This window comes from Pedobacter gandavensis (genome assembly GCF_032678745.1).
GTDB lineage: Bacteria > Bacteroidota > Bacteroidia > Sphingobacteriales > Sphingobacteriaceae > Pedobacter > Pedobacter gandavensis_C.
On record NZ_JAVTST010000001.1, the window covers coordinates 1,713,398 to 1,731,620 of the forward strand.

At 40.6% G+C, this 18,223-nt stretch carries 16 protein-coding genes; 4 read left to right on the top strand and 12 right to left on the bottom strand.

Going from position 1 to position 18,223, the window contains the following annotated elements; translation table 11 throughout:
* Nucleotides 1–98: 98 nt before the first annotated feature.
* Both pnp and rpsO read right to left on the bottom strand, forming a co-directional pair.
* A complete protein-coding gene (gene pnp, locus R2S10_RS06990) occupies nt 99–2,246 on the bottom strand; it encodes a polyribonucleotide nucleotidyltransferase (RefSeq protein WP_316839728.1) in 2,148 nt (715 codons plus the stop codon).
* Nucleotides 2,247–2,363: 117 nt separating this feature from the next.
* On the bottom strand, nt 2,364–2,669 hold the full coding sequence (gene rpsO / locus R2S10_RS06995; protein ID WP_062547894.1) for a 30S ribosomal protein S15: 306 nt from the start codon (nt 2,667–2,669) through the stop codon (nt 2,364–2,366).
* Nucleotides 2,670–2,835: 166 nt separating this feature from the next.
* Here rpsO and R2S10_RS07000 point away from each other — a divergent pair, with 166 nt between their 5' ends.
* Entirely contained in the window at nt 2,836–3,255 is a 420-nt protein-coding gene (locus tag R2S10_RS07000) for an acyl-CoA thioesterase (protein ID WP_316839729.1), read from the top strand.
* A gap of 117 nt (nt 3,256–3,372) precedes the next feature.
* Here the strand turns inward: R2S10_RS07000 and R2S10_RS07005 are convergent, their stop codons facing one another.
* The 4 genes from R2S10_RS07005 to R2S10_RS07020 form a co-directional block, all read right to left on the bottom strand.
* The gene (locus R2S10_RS07005) at nt 3,373–3,768 is read right to left on the bottom strand and encodes an Hsp20/alpha crystallin family protein (protein WP_316839730.1); all 396 of its coding nucleotides are present in this window, start codon (nt 3,766–3,768) and stop codon (nt 3,373–3,375) included.
* A gap of 240 nt (nt 3,769–4,008) precedes the next feature.
* Nucleotides 4,009–4,965: a HipA domain-containing protein gene (locus tag R2S10_RS07010; protein ID WP_316839731.1), complete on the bottom strand. Its 957-nt coding sequence runs from the start codon at nt 4,963–4,965 to the stop codon at nt 4,009–4,011.
* Nucleotides 4,946–5,284: a HipA N-terminal domain-containing protein gene (locus tag R2S10_RS07015; protein ID WP_316839732.1), complete on the bottom strand. Its 339-nt coding sequence runs from the start codon at nt 5,282–5,284 to the stop codon at nt 4,946–4,948. Before R2S10_RS07015 ends, R2S10_RS07010 begins: the two co-directional genes overlap by 20 nt.
* Nucleotides 5,285–5,292: 8 nt before the next feature.
* On the bottom strand, nt 5,293–5,502 hold the full coding sequence (locus R2S10_RS07020) for a helix-turn-helix domain-containing protein (protein WP_316839733.1): 210 nt from the start codon (nt 5,500–5,502) through the stop codon (nt 5,293–5,295).
* Nucleotides 5,503–5,937: 435 nt separating this feature from the next.
* Between R2S10_RS07020 and R2S10_RS07025 the strand changes: the two genes are divergently transcribed.
* Nucleotides 5,938–6,774, top strand: a complete 837-nt coding sequence (locus R2S10_RS07025; protein WP_316839734.1) for a DUF6266 family protein — start codon at nt 5,938–5,940, stop codon at nt 6,772–6,774.
* A gap of 111 nt (nt 6,775–6,885) precedes the next feature.
* Here the strand turns inward: R2S10_RS07025 and R2S10_RS07030 are convergent, their stop codons facing one another.
* The 4 genes from R2S10_RS07030 to R2S10_RS07045 all read right to left on the bottom strand — a co-directional run bounded on the left by R2S10_RS07030 (nt 6,886) and on the right by R2S10_RS07045 (nt 13,518).
* A complete protein-coding gene (locus R2S10_RS07030; RefSeq protein ID WP_316839735.1) occupies nt 6,886–8,283 on the bottom strand; it encodes a c-type cytochrome domain-containing protein in 1,398 nt (465 codons plus the stop codon).
* 4 nt (nt 8,284–8,287) lie between these two features.
* Nucleotides 8,288–9,199, bottom strand: coding sequence for a sugar phosphate isomerase/epimerase family protein (locus tag R2S10_RS07035; protein ID WP_316839736.1), 912 nt, complete (start codon nt 9,197–9,199; stop codon nt 8,288–8,290).
* Nucleotides 9,200–9,268: 69 nt separating this feature from the next.
* Complete coding sequence (locus tag R2S10_RS07040; protein WP_316839737.1) at nt 9,269–10,777, bottom strand: DUF1501 domain-containing protein; 1,509 nt, start codon at nt 10,775–10,777, stop codon at nt 9,269–9,271.
* A 5-nt stretch (nt 10,778–10,782) separates the two neighbouring features.
* Nucleotides 10,783–13,518, bottom strand: a complete 2,736-nt coding sequence (locus R2S10_RS07045; protein WP_316839738.1) for a DUF1553 domain-containing protein — start codon at nt 13,516–13,518, stop codon at nt 10,783–10,785.
* 157 nt (nt 13,519–13,675) lie between these two features.
* Here R2S10_RS07045 and R2S10_RS07050 point away from each other — a divergent pair, with 157 nt between their 5' ends.
* Nucleotides 13,676–14,527 carry an AraC family transcriptional regulator gene (locus R2S10_RS07050; protein WP_316839739.1) on the top strand — a complete coding sequence of 284 codons (852 nt, stop codon included), beginning with the start codon at nt 13,676–13,678 and terminating at the stop codon, nt 14,525–14,527.
* A 13-nt stretch (nt 14,528–14,540) separates the two neighbouring features.
* Here the strand turns inward: R2S10_RS07050 and R2S10_RS07055 are convergent, their stop codons facing one another.
* Both R2S10_RS07055 and R2S10_RS07060 read right to left on the bottom strand, forming a co-directional pair.
* Nucleotides 14,541–15,329: an SDR family NAD(P)-dependent oxidoreductase gene (locus R2S10_RS07055; protein WP_316839740.1), complete on the bottom strand. Its 789-nt coding sequence runs from the start codon at nt 15,327–15,329 to the stop codon at nt 14,541–14,543.
* Nucleotides 15,330–15,352: 23 nt separating this feature from the next.
* Entirely contained in the window at nt 15,353–16,519 is a 1,167-nt protein-coding gene (locus R2S10_RS07060; protein ID WP_316839741.1) for a mandelate racemase/muconate lactonizing enzyme family protein, read from the bottom strand.
* 274 nt (nt 16,520–16,793) lie between these two features.
* On the opposite strand from R2S10_RS07060, the gene R2S10_RS07065 reads away from it, so the two are divergent.
* Nucleotides 16,794–18,221: an MATE family efflux transporter gene (locus R2S10_RS07065; RefSeq protein ID WP_316839742.1), complete on the top strand. Its 1,428-nt coding sequence runs from the start codon at nt 16,794–16,796 to the stop codon at nt 18,219–18,221.
* Nucleotides 18,222–18,223: the final 2 nt, after the last annotated feature.

Below are 18,223 nucleotides of genomic sequence, written 5' to 3' on the forward strand. Positions count from 1 at the left end.
AGAGTTATCGTTTAATCGTGTAGGTAAATATAATGAAATAAGCAGTTTTAAACCAAAAAACCCCGCAAATTGCGGGGTTTTGAGTATTGTTTGTAAAATTATGCAGGAGTGTTTTCTGCAGTTCCTTCTGGTTTCGCTGGACGAGGCAATAAAGCTTTTCTAGAAAGTTTCATTTTTCCTTGTTTGTCAATATCCAAAAGTTTCACTTGAATTCTATCACCTTCTTTGAACACACCGTCCATCGTTTCTAAACGAGTCCAGTCGATCTCAGAGATGTGTAATAATCCGTCTTTTCCTGGCATGATTTCTACGAATGCACCAAATGGCATGATAGATTTCACTTTACCATCATAAGTAGCACCTATGTCTGGTTTAGCAGCAATCGCGTTGATACGAGTAACCGCAGCATCAATAGCTGCTTTATTATCAGCAAAGATTTCAACGATACCTTTGTTACCTACTTCTTCGATAGAGATAGATGCGCCGGTTTCACGTTGCATTTCCTGGATAATTTTACCGCCTGGGCCGATTACAGCACCAATAAATTCTTTATCAATTGTTAGAGAAACGATACGTGGCGCGTGATCTTTGTAGTCTTCACGTGGTGCAGAAATCGTTTTCTTCATTTCGTTTAGGATGTGTAAACGAGCTTCTTTAGCTTGGTTAAGGGCGTTAGTTAAAACTTCCCATTTCAAACCATTGATTTTTAAGTCCATCTGACAAGCAACGATACCTTTTTCAGTACCAGTTACTTTAAAGTCCATATCACCTAAATGATCTTCATCACCTAAAATATCCGAAAGGATCGCATATTTACCAGTTTTCTCATCAGTGATTAATCCCATAGCGATACCAGATACTGGCGCTTTGATTTTAATACCTGCATCCATTAATGCTAATGTACCAGCACAAACAGTTGCCATAGATGAAGAACCATTAGATTCTAAGATATCAGAAACGATACGAATAGTGTATGGGTTTTCTTCTAATCCTGGTAATACTTTTTTCAATGAACGCATAGCCAAGTTACCATGACCAATTTCACGACGACCAGCACCTCTATTCGGGCGAACCTCGCCAGTAGAGAATCCAGGGAAGTTATAGTGTAGTAAGAATTTGTTGTAACCGTTGATGAATGCACCATCAATCATTTGCTCGTCATCTTTAGAACCTAAAGTAACAGTGGTTAATGCTTGAGTTTCACCACGAGTGAAAACTGCAGAACCGTGAGCAGAAGGAAGGTAACTTACTTCAGACCAGATAGGACGTACAGTACGCACATCACGACCGTCTAAACGAATTCCTTCGTCTAATACCAAGTTACGGATGGCATCATATTGTACATCATGAAAATATTTTTTAGCTAAGAATGAAGTTACATCATCGATGTCTTCACCTAAAGTAAGTACAAATTCAGCAAGGATAGCAGAGAAAGCGTCAGTACGCTCACCTTTACTAGTATTGCTTTTTGCGATTGCATATACTTTATCATAAGTAGCAGCAAATACTGCTTCTCTTAACTCAGGATTGCTGTTTTCATGAGAGTAAGTACGTTTAACCGTTTTACCTACTAATTCAGCTAATTCTTTTTGAGCTTGAACCTGTACGATGATTGCTTTGTGAGCGAACTCAATAGCTTCAACCATATCCGCTTCAGAAATCTCATCAGCTTCACCTTCTACCATTACGATGTCTCTTTCAGTACCGGCAACCAGGAATTCCATTGTTGCGCGTTCTAAATCACTTACATAAGGGTTGATTACGAAGTTACCGTCAATTTTAGCAACACGTACTTCAGAGATTGGCCCGTTGAAAGGGATATCTGAAACCGCGATAGCAGCCGAAGCAGCTAATCCAGCTAAACAGTCTGGCATAATATTTTTGTCAGAAGAGATCAAAGTGATCATCACCTGAGTATCAGAGTGGTAATCTTCAGGGAACATCGGACGTAAAGCACGGTCAACCAAACGAGAAATTAAAACTTCATAGTCTGATAATCTTGCTTCACGACGTAAGAAACCTCCAGGAATACGGCCAGCGGCAGCATATTTCTCTTGATAATCTACTGATAATGGTAAGAAATCTACACCTGCTTTAGCGCCTACTGAAGATACTACAGTAGCCAATAGCATGGTGTCTCCCATTTTAACAACTACAGAACCATCAGCTTGTTTCGCTAATTTTCCTGTTTCAATTTCGACAATTCGTCCGTCGCCCAGGTCGAACGATTTTTTTATTACATTCATTTAAAGAGTGTTGTGGTGTGTTTTCCTCTTTCTACACACCTGATTTATATATGTTAATTTTATTATTCAAAGTAAAAAAGCCATCCCTAAGAATGGCTTTTCCTGATATTATAACGCTTATTTGCTGTCTCTAGTTGAACCTAAAGGTTTGATAATGTCCCTTAAGCCTAAAGCTTTGATAACAGCACGGTAACGATTGATATCTTTTTTAAATAGATATGCCAAAATACCACGGCGTTTACCTACTAATTTTTGTAGAGATAACTGAGTAGAGAAATCTTTACGATTTTTCTTTAAGTGTTCAGTTAAATGTGCAATACGGTAAGTAAACAATGCTACTTGACCTTCAGCAGAACCAGTGTTAGTTTCTACTTCGCCGTGAGTTTTGAAGATTTCGGCTTTCTTTTCTTTACTTAAATACATTTCTTGAATGATACTAAAGTGTGTATGGATTAATTAATTGTGTGCAAAGATAGTTTAAGTTTTAATGAATCGCAAAAAAAACAATTGTCATACGGGTTCAATTTACGCCTTCAGACCAATATATATCAAAATCTAAACCTTATTTTTGGCGCAGAACGAAGAAAACATGGAAAAGAACGAATACAGCATATTTCAAACTGAATTAAAAGTACGCCCAGATGATATTGATATGTTCCAGCATGTGCACAATAGTAAGTATTTCGACTATGTGCTTTCTGCACGCTACGATCAAATGGAGGAGTTTTACAACATGTCTATGGAATCTTTCCTGGAAAGTGGCTATGGCTGGGTAGTTCGCACTGCTCATGTAGACTTTAAGCGCCCATTGATTTTGGGTGATGTGATCTTAATCCGTACTGGAATTCTAACTATTAATGAAAAAGGTTGCAGGGTACAGTTCGAAATGGAAAATAAACGTACCGGAAAAATCGCTTCTGATGGTTGGTTTGATTATGTGATGATCGATACAAAAACCGGAAAAGGTTGCAGGGTAAATGACGAAATGATTAAGGCTTATAGTATATAAACAAAAGGCTAAGGCCAATAAAAAAAAGCCTTCAGCCGATTTATTGGCTGAAGGCTGGATTGAATAAGCCAGATGAGCTACTAATTATTGGATAATCTTCTCTTAAAAAACACACAATTATTTAATTTCAATCTGACGTACTGCATTTTTGGCTTCTTCCTTTTTAGCTACTTCAATCACCAATACGCCATCTTTATAAGTCGCATCAATGCTGCCATGATCTACTGAATCAGGCAAGGTGAAGGAACGTAAGAAAGAAGTATAACTGAACTCCTGTTTCTTATATTGTTTATCTTCTTTTTTCTCTTCTTTTTTAACTTCGGCAGAGATCGTTAATAAATCCCCTTCCAGATTTACTTTGAAATCTTCTTTTTTCAATCCTGGAACTGCCATTTCAATATGATACTGATCATTAGTTTCGCTGATATTTACAGCAGGCATTTTAGTGATCAGCGGATTTGGTAATAAAGCATCGGCAAATATAGATCCGAAAACATCGTTGAATTCGTTCATTAATCCAGTGTTTTTTGCTCCATTATTAAATTTTACTAGTGACATATATAATCCTCCTTTTATTTTTAGTTTTTAAGCTATCAATTAAAAAAAATCAAATACACCAGGGTTATTTCAAGTCCTGTGCCAATCGAGAAAAACCGGGTTTTCGGATGTTTTAAAGGGGTGTTTTCTGAAAATTTTTCAGTTCACAAGGGAAAAATTGACAGATTTTAAGAAAAAAAGTCAGTGGAACTTGTCTTACAATCCAAGGCTTTTGTATCGAGTATCCATAATTAAAAGATATCCTTCCTTAGCCTCCTCTGGCAAAAATGATTTAAAAATCCATTCTTCAGCTTTTTGCCGGTTCTTCTTTAATCGAGCATAAGCGCGATCCCTTTGTACAATGGTTAATTCCAACTTCTCTGCAAGCATATCAAAGTGTGAACGATTTAATTTCCGTTTTTTACCTTCCAGGGTAAGTGCAAATTCTTCTTTGTCATCTGGATTGACAAGAGTTACATTTAAGAGATCATATGCGGGAGAGAGCTCCCAGCCTTGTGCTGACAGTATCATAGAAAAATTTTTCAGATGCATATCATTATTTCCACTAACAAAGCAGAAAAGTGCGAGTTCGAAATAATTTAATTTATCAAGCTGAGTATTCACAGAAAACTCGCCAATCGCCTTACCAACTCTTTCCATTGACCCTCTATACTTATCAAAAGCTTCCAGGATCTGAAACATATCCAGCATATGGATTTTTTCAGCATCCGTTGTTCTGTCAATTCTCTTTGTAATATACCCCAATTCACCAGAAGCCAGTTTAATTAAAGAAGACTTTACAACTCGAATCCCAAATGCTTCTGCTATTCTCATTGTTACGTGCTCATTTTCTGGCATAAATGGATAATGATCTGAAGGTGGTTTGAAGATATAATTGCCCCCTAAAGCACCAACTACCGTAAGTCGTGAGGCATTCCCATTATTCAAAACTTGTTTAACAAGCGTAAGTGATAATTTAGGCTGAACTCCGGGAACTGCTATGCTACGCTCCACAACTTCTTTAGCGAGTCGATTCATATCCTTCAGAGAATAGTCCATAACTGCTGGCTTTTTAAGCTCAAAAAAATCAAGACTGCATCGTTCATGGAATCCAAGCTCTTTAGCATTTAATTCCTGATAGCAATACAAACATTTATGCATCTTCTTCTTCATTTATTGATTCAACACTGACAGCTCCTATGCAATTGGCACAACACGCTAAGACCAAGCCCATTCGGTCATTAGGATTTAATTTCCAGTTCTTTGTTGCAATATCAAGCAACCATCCTTCAGGAATCAAGCCTTCAAAAAAAGGAAACAATCTATTAGATAAATATTTTTCTCTACGTACAGGCATAGAGAAGGTAATAAACTGATCTGGATAGTCCTGAATATAATCGACTGCATATTCAAAAACATATTCACCATCATCGTTTTCTATAAGTTCTCCGGCGAATCTATTGTTGTATAATACCTTTCCTTTTCTCATCATGGTATAAATTAACTTACAATTTCCTTACTGCTAACAGGTGCTAAGGTATGCCCAAACATTAACAATACCTGATTTACGCTGGATAGATTAAGGTTCTCCTTTCCTTGTTCTATTTTTCGTATTACCGTCAGTGCTACACCAGCCTTATCTGCAAACTCTTCCTGAGTTAAGCCAGCCAGTTTTCTTTTCTCCTTTACAAAGGTTGCCAGATTTTTCATTATATGCATTTACATCTATTATTCAATAATACATTTTTTTATATGTAAATAGATATAATAAATTAAATAAACCTACTATTATATGCATTTGGATATAAAAAAAGCACCATCACCTTTCTACATCAAAGACAATGGCCATAAATCCCTTTCAGTACTTATAAGAATGAACAAAATACAAGTGTCTTTAATTAACAATTTCCTTAGTTGGCTTGGGCTCCCCAATCAGATGAGTTTGAACTGAGAATAATAATACTTGATCTTTACTTCATCTTTCATAGGTGGTTGATAGGTCTTCAATAGGTTAAATTGACTTATTAAGGCTTTATTGAAAACCTATATACCATTAATTATATTGGTCATCAATACTAACTTATCTTGAAAGGATTTCGTATCTTACCCTTACAAACCGCTGTAAATGAACTAAAACCACAAACTATGGGACGCTTAAACAATGGATTATTTGGAGGATTTCAAGGCCGGGTGGGTAACCTGGTCGGTTATATGTTAAACGGAAAGCCAATTATCAGGTTGATCGGACATAGTACCAAGCCCCTAAGCCCTGCTAGAAAAGCCAACTGTCAGAAAATGACGGTCATAAACGACTTCCTAAGACCACACTTAAACTTTATCCGCACTGGATTTAGGTTAATCACTGCTGGAACGGATAGAAACTTCTACAATGAAGCAGTTTCCTATAATAAAAAACACGCTGTACAGGGCGTATTTCCAAACATCACAATGGACTATACAAAAGCCCTTGTCAGCATGGGAAACCTCTTACCAGCAGCTAAAACAGAGATTTCTAAACATAAAGACGGGATAGAATTCAAATGGGAAGTTCCTGCGGACCTACTCTGGGAACATAGAAACGATCGTGCCATGCTACTCATCCATTTTCCTGATGCAAAAGTCTCTACTGCGGTAATGAGTGGCTCCCGAAGACATGAAGGCCGAGAGGTAGTCGCAATTGACCCCAGCCTTGCTGAAAGCCGAATAGAGGCCTATATTTCCTTTATCAATGAAGATGCAACGGAGATTTCAGACAGTGTGCATGCAGGTTCTTTAAATCATTTCGAAACAAATTCTAAGGAAACAAAAAGCCAGGAAACACCAAGTCCTCAACAACCAACAACACCTGTACATCAACAGAAATCATCAAATAAAACACCACAAAGGTCCAGGCAACAAAACAAATCCTTTCACCGGATCTCCAGTCGGTTCAATTCTTCCAATACTACTCACAATTACACCTATACTCCTCCTCCATCCTGACCATAATATTAGGTTATGATTCAGATTTCAGCTTAAAAAAACAAGGCTTGTCCGTTTTAATTGTTAAAAACAATGAAACACGAAACAAGCCCTGGTATTCTATTGAAATGATTATTTCACTTCAGTTGTATCTTGTGCTAAAGTAGGTAAACTATAGTTTCCAAAATCCAGTTTCACCTTCTTAAAGATACTTTTCAGTTTCGCCTGATCTTTCTGCTCCACTCCTGTCTGATACAGGTAAAGGTGTTGCAATTCTTTAAGCGCTTTAAGCTGGTTAATTACACCAGTAGCTGTTACCTTAGTGCCTACCAGATTAATAACCTGTAATTTTGAAAGGTCTTTAAGCAGGCCCAAACCTTTATCGGTAATCGCCGTATGGCTCAAGTTAATCTTCCTCAGGTTTTGCAGTTTCGCAACATTTGCCATACTTTGATCTGTGATCGAAGAATTTGCGAGGTTCAACCAGATCAATTGTTTTTTCAAAGGTTCCAATAATTTCAGCACTTCCGGATCAGCCTTAGCTGTTACAAAACTTGCAGACAAATAATTGCTATTACTCAAGACTGGAATCAGGACTACTCCTGCTTTCTTTAATTTTTCAATTGCAGCTACATCAGCTTTCTCTACTTCTTCCTCAGGAATATCTGATGATACCGATTTCTTAAGGACTGAAGCTCCAACCTGGAAGCTCAACAACACTGGCTTTATCTCTGCCGATTGTTTTAAATCCGACACTTTCTTATCCGCTTTAGCTCCTTCATTGATCCACCATTGCAACATTGCAATCTCTTCAGCGCTGAGTTGCGGTTTTTCTTTTGGTGGCATATGGTCATCATTAGAAATCGGCAATAGCATTCTTTTGATCAACTCACTTTCATTTGCCCTACCGGGGATCAGACTCGTTCCTTCTTCCCCACCTTTCAGCATAAAGCTGATGTTGTCCATCCTCAGTTTCCCTTTTTGTTTTTCGGCCCCATGACAACTATAACAACGGTTTTGTAACAGCGGCTGAACCAAATGCGTATAGGCGATTGCTTTCTGTACATCTGGTACTGGTGGAATAGCCACTTTACTACTCTCTCCTTTCAGTGCGGCAGTCATATAATCAGAGCCATGGGTAAGTGAACCACCATAATGACCAGTAAGGGTAATCAAGACGATTAAAGTCGCCGAGGTCAGGTTAAGAAAGATCTCTTTCACCTCCTTCAAGTACATAAAATAGAGCATCATGGCCAGAACAGACACAGTGATACCCATCCAGAAATGGAGGTCTACCAGGTCACCATCATAATCCCCACTTTCCGATAAGAGGTAGCCACTAGCCGAAGAAAAAATCGCAGCTAAAGCGCCAAATAAACAGATCAGAGGAATGGCAGGTTTTAAGAAAACAAACTTCGCATTGATGCTGAGCAGCTGAAATAAACAGCCCAGCAATAGAATACCTATCGGAAGATGTACTAGTATCGGATGAAAACGGCCAATAAATTCGGGTATAGTTAAAAGGATCATCTTCTTATTGATAGCGTTTGCGTAATAAATTCATCATAAACACATTGATCTCCCATTGGTCGGCAACAGGCTGTCTGGTATAAGGTAATGTAGGCATATAATCTGCCGGACCAAATTCCGTAAGGATCGTCATTCGTTCTCCTTTTCTTTTCTTTCTCTCAATCACCTGATCCCACCAAGCGAGGTGCGCATTTAGTGCATCCGCCCATTCCGGCGCTCTCGGATCGCTCACCTGTGGTCCTTCCGGATGACCTACCCTGGAATGGATATGACCTACCCTGTCCAGTGCCATCCCAATTGTTTCCTTTTGATTGCCCAGCAAACTTTCATGAACCACACACCAATGAGAGATGTCTAAAGTGATTTGCAGTTCCGGGTTCTTTTCTATGAAGTTTCTGCTAATTGTGGCGGTGTATAACATCCTTCCCCGATGCGTTTCATGATAAATCGGAACACCGCTAGACTTTGCTTTCTTTACGGTATAGTCTATAATTTTTTTGTTCTGCTCATAAGTAAAGTAGTCTTTACCGGAGTGACAATTGACAAAAAGAGGCTTCTGGAAAGTATTGTCGATTGCCGCATCTACATTTTTCATGAATGAGCTGAGGTGTTGGTTGGGATCATGTTCGCCAGCTCCGCAGAGAAAGCCAACCTTTAGATTGTATTTTTTCAAAGCATCAAACAGCTCTTTTTGCGCCTTCAGGTCGCTACCCGGCCACCATGCTTCTACTCCTTCATAACCGTCCCTTTTGGCCGCAGCACAGAAATCTTCTGTTGAGCCATTGAAGCCCCATGAGGTGGCCAAAAACAGCAATTCATAACCTGCTGTCGCTTTTACATAAGGAAGTTCGGCTGCTTTAACTCCAGCATAAGGGGCTAGTATTCCCCCTGCGGCAGCTGTTACCGTAGTTTTCAAAAAATGTCTTCTATTTTGGTGCATTTCGTTTGTCGTATTCGTTTTTAATTGTGGTGGTATTCAATAAATTTAGGCAACAATGTCCCTGATCACTTTTCCGGCAACATCTGTTAGTCGGAACGGCCTTCCCTGGAAAGGGAAAGTAAACTGCTCATGATCGAAACCCAGCTGGTTTAAAATAGTGGCCTGGATATCGAAAGGATCAACCTTCCCGCTAAGCGCACTATAGCCAATTTCATCGGTTTCCCCATGCGTATACCCTTTTTTGATGCCTCCACCTGCCATCCACATTGTGAAAGCTTCGGTATGGTGGTCTCTTCCGTTATACGGATTTTGTATGCCGTTTCTGTTTTCCATCATTGGCGTTCTACCAAATTCGCCTCCCCAAACTACCAGTGTATCTTCCAGCATGCCTCTTTGTTTAAGGTCAAGTAAAAGAGCGGTAATTGGTTTATCGGTACTGCGACATTTGTTTTTCAGGCCGATATTCAGCGAATTGGCTGGTCCATCACCATGGGCATCCCAACCCCAATCAAACAATTGTACAAAGCGAACACCTTTCTCTACCAGTTTACGTGCCAGCAGTACATTGTTTGCAAAACAAGCTTTACCGGGTTGTGTACCATACATATCATGAATATATTGCGGCTCATTGTTGATGTTCATCACTTCCGGAGCGGAGATCTGCATTCGGTAAGCCATCTCATATTGCGCTACGCGCGATTGGATTTCCGGGTCATTATAGGTGGCATAGTCTTCTAAATTTGAAGCATTAATTGCATCAATTGAGGCCTTCCTTAAATCCCTGCTCATGCCATGTGGGTCTTTAATGAACAATACCGGATCACCTTCGCTCCTACATTGCACGCCTTGATACACCGAAGGTAGGAAACCGCTTCCCCAGATACTTTTACCGGCATCAGGAAAACTTCCACCACTGGTTAGCACCACAAAGCCAGGCAGGTTTTGATTCTCTGTTCCCAATCCGTAGGTTGCCCAACTGCCTATGCTTGGTCTGCCTAAACGGGCACTTCCAGTATGCATTAGCAATTGTGCCGGGGCATGATTAAACTGATCTGTGGTTACTGCTTTTAAGAAACTCACCTCATCCGTCATAGTTGAGAAATGAGGCATATTATCACTCACCCAGGCTCTACTTTGTCCATGTTGTGCGAAATTCGCCTGTGGTCCCAGCATCTTAGGCACACCAGTAATAAAGGCAAACTTTTTCCCTGCCAATAATGACGGCGGACAATCCTGTCCATCCATTTTCATCAATTCCGGTTTAAAATCAAACAGTTCCAATTGTGAGGGAGCCCCTGCCATATGCAGGTAAATCACACTTTTTGCTTTTCCTAAAAAGGGAGGTGATTTTGGCAATAAAGGATGTGCCGCATCATATAAAACCGGGTTATTACTTTTAGTTCCAAAATTACAGCCTCCAAATAAGGCAGCCATTGCCAGGCCACCTAATCCCATCGCACTTTCCTTTAAAAAATGCCGACGTGTATATGCCGCTGCCTGGATTTCATTCGCTTCTTTTACCAGACGGTAGGCGTTTAGTTCATCTCTAGTCATGTCTTTTAGTTTTTTGTAACGACTTCGTCAAGGTTCAACATTGCATTTGCTACGATGACCAGTGCAGCGGTCTCCGGGGTTTTATTTTCAGCTGTACCCAACAGCTCATTCATTTTTGCAGGATTTACTTTATAATCTGCTAAAGCCTTACGGTATAGATTATCAAAGATTTTCAGTTTTTGTGCAGGGATAGGTTTATACAGCATTTGCTGATATCCGGCAGCAATTTGTTTGAGGATTTCCTTGCCACCTTCCTTCTGCATTCTAGTTGCGAAATGCTTGGCCAGATCGATGTACACACCATCATTGAGCGTTACTAATGCCTGCAATGGGGTATTTGTCCTGATTCTTCTTGGCGCACAGGCAACACGCATTGCCCCATCAAAAGCAATCATTGAAGGATATGGAGAGGTTCTTTTCCAATAGGTATAAATGGCTCTTCTGTATTGATCTTCTCCGGTTGCATTGTTCCATCTATCTCCGTTATATGGAGAACTCCAGATGCCTTCAGGTTGCCATGGGGTTACACCTACGCCATACATTTTATTACTTAGCATTCCGCTGATGGCAAGATGCTGATCGCGCAATTGCTCTGCCGACAAGCGCATTCTTGGTCCGCGTGCATAAAATTTATTGAATTGGTCTTTTTCTTTGATCTGATCAGTCAATCGGGAATCCTGTCTATAAGTAGCGCTCATCACCATTTCTTTGATCATCTTTTTCACACTCCATTTATAGTCGTGCATCAGTTCCCATGATAAATGATCCAGCAATTCTTTATGCGTAGGATTCATGCCCTGAGTACCCATATCTTCTAGTGTTTCCACGATACCGGTTCCAAACAATTGTTCCCAAAGGCGGTTAGCCATCGTTCTGGAAAGCAATGGATTTTTAACATCCGTTAACCACATGGCCAATCCCATTCTGTTTTTTGGCGCATTTGCAGGCATTGCATACTCGAGTGTTTTTGGTACACCCGGTTGTACTTCTTTACCTAGAGAAGTCCATGCACCACGCTCGAACATATTTGTTTTACGCATCCTGTTTGCTGGATTTTCTACCATTACCGGGATCGTCCTCACATTGGCATTCAGCAATGCCCAGAAGGTCTGTTTGTTTTCCGCATAATTTGGTTTGCCTTTTCCAGGGAATTGCTGACCGAAATGAAACCAATCGAATGTAACCACGATTTCGTCTTTGTTGGTAGCACCAGGGTTATAATAGCTCAGGTATACATCATGCACGCCTTTTTGCGCTTTAAAGTCTACAGGAAGGTTTTGAGCGCCTTTAGTTGCCGGAACATTCCATTCTGCAAATACCGGCCCATTGTGATGGTCTAAACGCATCTGCATTTTACCTCCGGTTTTCCCCGAGTTGTATCTGTAGATCAATTGATCTACCTGATCCAGGTCTACTTTCTCAATCCTTGCCACGCCGTTGTTTCTAAAGAAAAGCGCAATGTTATTGTTTCCAATTACTGCATTTACCAATTTATCAGTAGTGGTAGAGTTGATACTCGGCTGCCCGGTTTTTAAGAACTTATGAATCTCTTTTGATTTGGCTTCTGAAGCATTGTGCTTCAACCAGCTGGTTAATGATGTTAATTTGTTATTCAATGAATCATTGTATTGTCTCAATAGAGGATATTCTGAAGCTAGATCTTCATCTCTTGAATTGTTAAAGTAGGCCATAAACTTATAGTATTCATCATCCTTAAAGGGGTCGTAAGGGTGACTATGACATTGTACACAAGCAAAAGTGGTACTAAGCAATCCTTCCCATGTTGTATTTACACGATCCATTACTGCTGACACCCTGAACTCTTCATTATTTGTCCCACCTTCATCATTAGTCATCGTGTTTCTGTTGAAAGCCGTAGCGATATACTGGTCGTCGGTAGGATTTACAAAGAAGTCACCGGCAATTTGTTCCGTGATAAATTCATTATAAGGTTTATCCTTATTGAAGGCGCGGATTACCCAATCGCGGTATTGCCAGATGTTTCTATTGCCATCAGATTCGTATCCTTTTGTATCTGCATAGCGGGCAACATCTAACCACATCGAAGCCCATTTCTCTCCGAAACGAGGAGATGCCAGTAGGGAATCCACTAATAACTCATAGCCTTTATCGGCATCCTTAGCGTTAAGGTATTTCTTGATCAATGACTCTGAAGGCACTGTTCCTATTAAATCCAGACTAACTCTCCTCAATAAAGTTGGCTTATCGGCTTCTGCGGAAGGCTTTAGTTTCTCCTCCTCTAATTTTGCCAGGATAAATTTATCAATATTGTTTCTTCCCCAGTCTTGATCAACATCAGGGATTTCGACTTCTTTAACTGGCAGATAAGCCCAATGGTCGCCCCATTTGGCACCTTGTTTTACCCATCTGGTAAAGATGTCGATCTCTTCTTCACTGAGTGCAGTGTGTTTATAAGGCATCCTTAATTCCGGATCTTTGCTGACCAATCGTTTGATCATTTCACTATCCTCAGGATTTCCAGGAATGATGGCCGGTTTGCCGCTTTTAGTTACGGCCAAAGCTTCTTTTTCGAATAAGAAACTAAATCCACCTTGTTTTTTAACACCCCCGTGGCAGGAAATACATTTCTTATTGATGATCGGCTTCACCTCCGTATTGAAATCAACCGTTTTCTCATAGGGCATAAATAGCACCGCTGACAGGACCAGCACAACGAGTATGCAAAGTACCCATAGCTTCTTATTACTTAAGAACTTCATGGCTTTATTGTTTTGGTTTGGTTTATTTGTGTAAAATAAAATTACCGCCTATTCCCAACCTTAACAATACTTCAATTGTCCGATGCTGACACTATATTGTCATTAATATGACATATTGAAATAATTTTTGCAAATTCACCATATGCAACCTCTTTTAATGGAAACAAATACCGTACATCGACATACGATATTTGTTAAGGAAATCAACGTCAAAAACCTGAGTAATCCGGTACATTTTCATAATGAATATGAGATGGTTTTAATCACTCAAAGCAAGGGAAGAAGGATTGTTGGCGATAGTATGGAAAGTTTTGAAGAAGGCGATCTGGTTTTGATCGGGCCTAACCTGCCGCATGTGATGTACAACGACAAATCGTATTACGAGGCGGATAACGAACAAGCGGTAAAGGCTATTGTCACTTATTTCAGGATGGATTGGCTGACGGAAGAGTTCCTGAGTTCGAAAGAAATCCCGCAACTCCATGAATTGCTGGAAGATATAAACCGGGGAATTCGGGTGTATGGTGATACACAAAAGCAAGTCGTTCAATTGTTAGATCAGCTTCTGCTTAGTGCTGGATTAGGGCGAATCATCCATTTGTTGAGCATATTAAACCTGATTTCAACTACCAAAGAGTATAAATGCCTTTCAAGTATCGGATATTCCAATCCTCATAATCAGAAAGATGTGCAGCGGATTAGTAAGATCTACAATTATATTATGGCAAATTTTACAGAAGAGCTATCCCTGGAAACTGCGGCAAAGCTTGCCAACATGACCAGCTCAGCCTTTTGCAAGTATTTTAAAGCGCGTACTCAAAAGACCTTTACTCATTTTGTGAATGAGGTTAGGATTGGCCATGCCTGCAAACTGTTGTTCGATGACCAACTGAGCATGACCGAAATTTGCTTTCAATCCGGATTTAACAACCTGACAAACTTTAACCGAAACTTTAAGCTATACACAAAAATTAGCCCCTCAGAATTTAAAAGGAATCTAAAGATTTAATAGGCCTTGATCATCAATTGTCTTGCATTAACGCACTTCTTCCCCCATCTATCAAATAAGTAGTTCCAGAAGCAAAGGCAGCATAATCACTGGCCAAAAAAACACACCAGCCTCCGATTTCTTCCGGACTTCCTAAACGCTTTACCGGATGCAAATCAATGGTTCGTTGCTTTTCCTCTTCAGGATTCTCGAATGAATCGAACCAGTCCTGATTGCCAGGGGTATCAATAAATCCGGGCGCAATACCGAGGGTCCGTATTTTTGGTCCCCATTCGATGGCAAGGCTCCTCACTAAACCTGTCAAAGCTGTTTTAGCAACATTGTAAGGAAAACAACCCGGGATGGTTGCCGAGGCATGGTTGGAAGTCATGATCAGGATCAATCCATTATTTAATTCCAGGTAAGGTTTGCAAAGTTTTGACAAGCGCCAATGCGAACTGAGGTTTAAGTCCATATTCTGTTGCCAACTACTTTCCTCACAATCCAAGGCTCCTTCAAAGCAATTCTTTCCGGCATTCGATACGAGGATATCTATTCTTCTATTAAAGTGTTCCAGTGCGCCATTTACGAAAGCTTCCATTTCTACCGGTTTACTGAGGTCTGCAGAATGGTACCATACCTGTGCGCCTTCTGTTTCCATAGCATCTACAAACCGTTTTGCTGCTGCAGTATCCTTTCCTTCCAAGGCGCATCCTGCAATTGCACAACCCGCTTTTGCCAACATTTTTGCGATGCCAAAGCCAATGCCTGAGCTGACACCTGTGATCAGGGCTACTTTCCCTTGAAGATTGATTTCAAACATATCGTTTGTTTAAGAATAATGATTTATACGTAAAACCCTGGTCTTGGCAGTACAATTCCGGGATGTTTTTCCATTTCTTCTTCTACCAGATCTACGCCCAGGCCCGGGCGATCGGATAAATGTAAATGACCATCCTTTATCATCTCCTGAATTGGGTGTGTGATCACGGTATCTCTCCATGGTACATCATTAAACATGAACTCCTGTCGGAAGAAATTAGGTACCGAAGCACAAACATGTGCAGAAGCGAGTGTAGACAATGGCCCATTGGGGTTGTGTGGCGCCAATAAAACATTGTAAGCCTCCATCATGGTTGCCATTCGTTTCATTTCTGAAGGACCTCCACAACGGGTAATATCTGGCATGATAAAGTCGCACACGTTCTTTTCCAGGAGTGGTCTAATCCCATGACGGGTATAATGACGTTCTCCTACACAGATGGATACATTAGAAGGAATCCGGTCCCGCATCGCTTTTAAGGTATCTGCGCTTTCCGGACCTGCAGGCTCCTCATACCAGGTAATGTCCAGCTCGGATAAACGCTGTGCCATTTTTACTGCTACCCTATAATTGAGCATCGCATGGGTTTCAATCATAATGTCAAAATCAGGCCCTACTGCTTCCCTAACCGCCTTGCTCAATTCAAAAGCCAGGTCTTGTTGTTTTGTGGTTAATTGAAGATTACTGGAAAGATCTTCACCATATAAATAATTGGTATGTGCGAAAGGGTCGAATTTTAAACCTGTAAAACCTGCCTCTTTCACTTTTAAGGCTTGAGCCACGTAATCTGCTACATTATGTCCGCCTCCGGTAAACCAGTAATTTGCGTACAATTGAATATCCTTGCGGAAGGCACCACCTAACAACTCATAACAGGGTGTTTTCAATACTTTTCCTTTTAGGTCGAGCAAGGCCATATCGATACCAGAAATGGCACACATGCTTGCGCCAAAAGGGCCCATCCAGTTGAGGTCTCTATAAAGCTTTGTCCAGATAAAATCAGTCCGCATTGGATCCAGACCGATGATACGCTCTCCCACATGTTTTGCGGCATTGTAAACAATCGGACTACCGGGCCAGTTGGTTGCTTCCCCTACTCCGGTATGCCCGGTATCAGTATATATTTTTAAAAGTGTCCAGTTGTATTTCACTCCTTCTACCAGCCAAACTTTTACCTCAGTAATCTTCATTTTTATAACGCTTTAGATTGATTCACGATAATGGCCGTAAGATTAATGAAAATTTCTGAAAGCCGACTCGATTGGGCATTAATTTAAAATAGCTGAGCTTTTTTAAGGATTTGATTCTAAAAAAACTATATTTGAGTCTATAAAACCGAAATACTATGATAGTTATTCGCGTCCGTTTTAGGTTCTAAAAGAAGGACTCCTTTCCTTAACCCTACAAGAGTATCAGTATTTTCAATGCTGATAACGGTTTATTTCTTATTTTTTTTCTTTTTATATGTCAGCACAACAAGCAGCTTCAGAGGGCAAGCTATCTAGAATCATATCACTTTTAAAACAAGCCTTAAAAGGCGAAGACCTTGACTTTACACAAGGCAGCATCCGCAAAGGGGTGTTATTATTGGCCATTCCGATGATGCTGGAAATGGCGATGGAGTCTGTATTTGCCTTGGTGGATTTATATTTTGTTGGCCACCTTCCGAATAGTAGTCATGCGATACAAACGGTGGGCTTAACAGAGTCCGTTCTGACGGTTATTTATTCATTAGCGATAGGAATGAGTATGGCCGCTACGGCAGTCGTTGCGAGAAGAATTGGGGAGAAAAACCCGGAGGCCGCTGCAAGAGCAGGTGTTCAGGCTATTCTTATCGCTGTTGCGTTTAACCTGATCATTAGCATTCTGGGCGTGATCTATGCAAAAGAGATTCTATTGTTGATGGGCGCTTCTGCAGAAACTGCTGCACAGGGAACACCTTTTACCCAGATTATGATGGGAGGAAGTGTGATTATTGTCCTTCTTTTCCTAATCAATGGAATTTTCAGAGGTGCAGGAAATGCAGCCATTGCGATGAAGAGTCTATGGATCGCAAATATTGCCAATATCATTTTATGTCCGATTCTGATCAATGGATTGGGTCCTATTCCTGCTTTCGGCTTAACCGGAGCTGCCATTGCGACCACCATCGGCAGAAGTACGGGTGTGGCATATCAGATCTGGCATCTACTAAGTGGCAAAGGTCTTTTGAAAGTCCGCCTGGCTTATTTAAAACCTCATTTTGAGCAGATGAAGGCCCTTTTAAAGATTGCTACTCCTGGTATTTTTCAATTCATTATCGCTTCCTGTAGCTGGATTTTCCTGGCACAACTGGTGGCCACTACCGGTGGAGATCATGGTTCAGCGGGTTACCAGACTGCCTTAAGGCTGATGATGTTCTTTATGCTTCCTGCCTGGGGAATGAGCAATGCGGCGGCGACTTTAGTTGGTCAAAATCTGGGTGCAAAACATTTGCAACGTGCAGTAGATTCGGTGATGAAGACGGCAAAATACATTGTGATCTATATGGTATTGGTGATGACTTTTACCTTTATTGGCGGTTATTATTTTATTTCCTTTTTCACCAATGATCGATTGGTGCAGGAGGTAGCGCTTCATGCGCTCCAGATCATGAGTCTGGGCTATATCTTTTATGGGATTGGAATGGTGTTGGTGAGTACGTTTAACGGTGCTGGAGACACCTGGACCCCTACCTGGGTAAATTTATTTGGCTTCTGGTTGTTTCAGATTCCTCTGGCTTATTTGCTGGCGAAACACTTTGAAATGGGGCCTACAGGGGTATTCATTGCCATTCCTGTGGCGGAGATTGGCATCGCCATTGCGGGATATATCCTATTTAAAAAGGGAAGATGGAAAACAATTAAGGTTTAGTA

Excerpts from the sequence above, each read along its gene's own strand:
- pnp (WP_316839728.1), bottom strand. The coding sequence starts at position 2,246 with ATGAATGTAATAAAAAAATCGTTCGACCTGGGCGACGGACGAATTGTC.
- rpsO (WP_062547894.1), bottom strand. The coding sequence starts at position 2,669 with ATGTATTTAAGTAAAGAAAAGAAAGCCGAAATCTTCAAAACTCACGGC.
- R2S10_RS07000 (WP_316839729.1), top strand. The coding sequence starts at position 2,836 with ATGGAAAAGAACGAATACAGCATATTTCAAACTGAATTAAAAGTACGC.
- R2S10_RS07005 (WP_316839730.1), bottom strand. The coding sequence starts at position 3,768 with ATGAACGAATTCAACGATGTTTTCGGATCTATATTTGCCGATGCTTTA.
- R2S10_RS07010 (WP_316839731.1), bottom strand. The coding sequence starts at position 4,965 with ATGAAGAAGAAGATGCATAAATGTTTGTATTGCTATCAGGAATTAAAT.
- R2S10_RS07015 (WP_316839732.1), bottom strand. The coding sequence starts at position 5,284 with ATGATGAGAAAAGGAAAGGTATTATACAACAATAGATTCGCCGGAGAA.
- R2S10_RS07020 (WP_316839733.1), bottom strand. The coding sequence starts at position 5,502 with ATGAAAAATCTGGCAACCTTTGTAAAGGAGAAAAGAAAACTGGCTGGC.
- R2S10_RS07025 (WP_316839734.1), top strand. The coding sequence starts at position 5,938 with ATGGGACGCTTAAACAATGGATTATTTGGAGGATTTCAAGGCCGGGTG.
- R2S10_RS07030 (WP_316839735.1), bottom strand. The coding sequence starts at position 8,283 with ATGATCCTTTTAACTATACCCGAATTTATTGGCCGTTTTCATCCGATA.
- R2S10_RS07040 (WP_316839737.1), bottom strand. The coding sequence starts at position 10,777 with ATGACTAGAGATGAACTAAACGCCTACCGTCTGGTAAAAGAAGCGAAT.
- R2S10_RS07045 (WP_316839738.1), bottom strand. The coding sequence starts at position 13,518 with ATGAAGTTCTTAAGTAATAAGAAGCTATGGGTACTTTGCATACTCGTT.
- R2S10_RS07050 (WP_316839739.1), top strand. The coding sequence starts at position 13,676 with ATGGAAACAAATACCGTACATCGACATACGATATTTGTTAAGGAAATC.
- R2S10_RS07055 (WP_316839740.1), bottom strand. The coding sequence starts at position 15,329 with ATGTTTGAAATCAATCTTCAAGGGAAAGTAGCCCTGATCACAGGTGTC.
- R2S10_RS07060 (WP_316839741.1), bottom strand. The coding sequence starts at position 16,519 with ATGAAGATTACTGAGGTAAAAGTTTGGCTGGTAGAAGGAGTGAAATAC.
- R2S10_RS07065 (WP_316839742.1), top strand. The coding sequence starts at position 16,794 with ATGTCAGCACAACAAGCAGCTTCAGAGGGCAAGCTATCTAGAATCATA.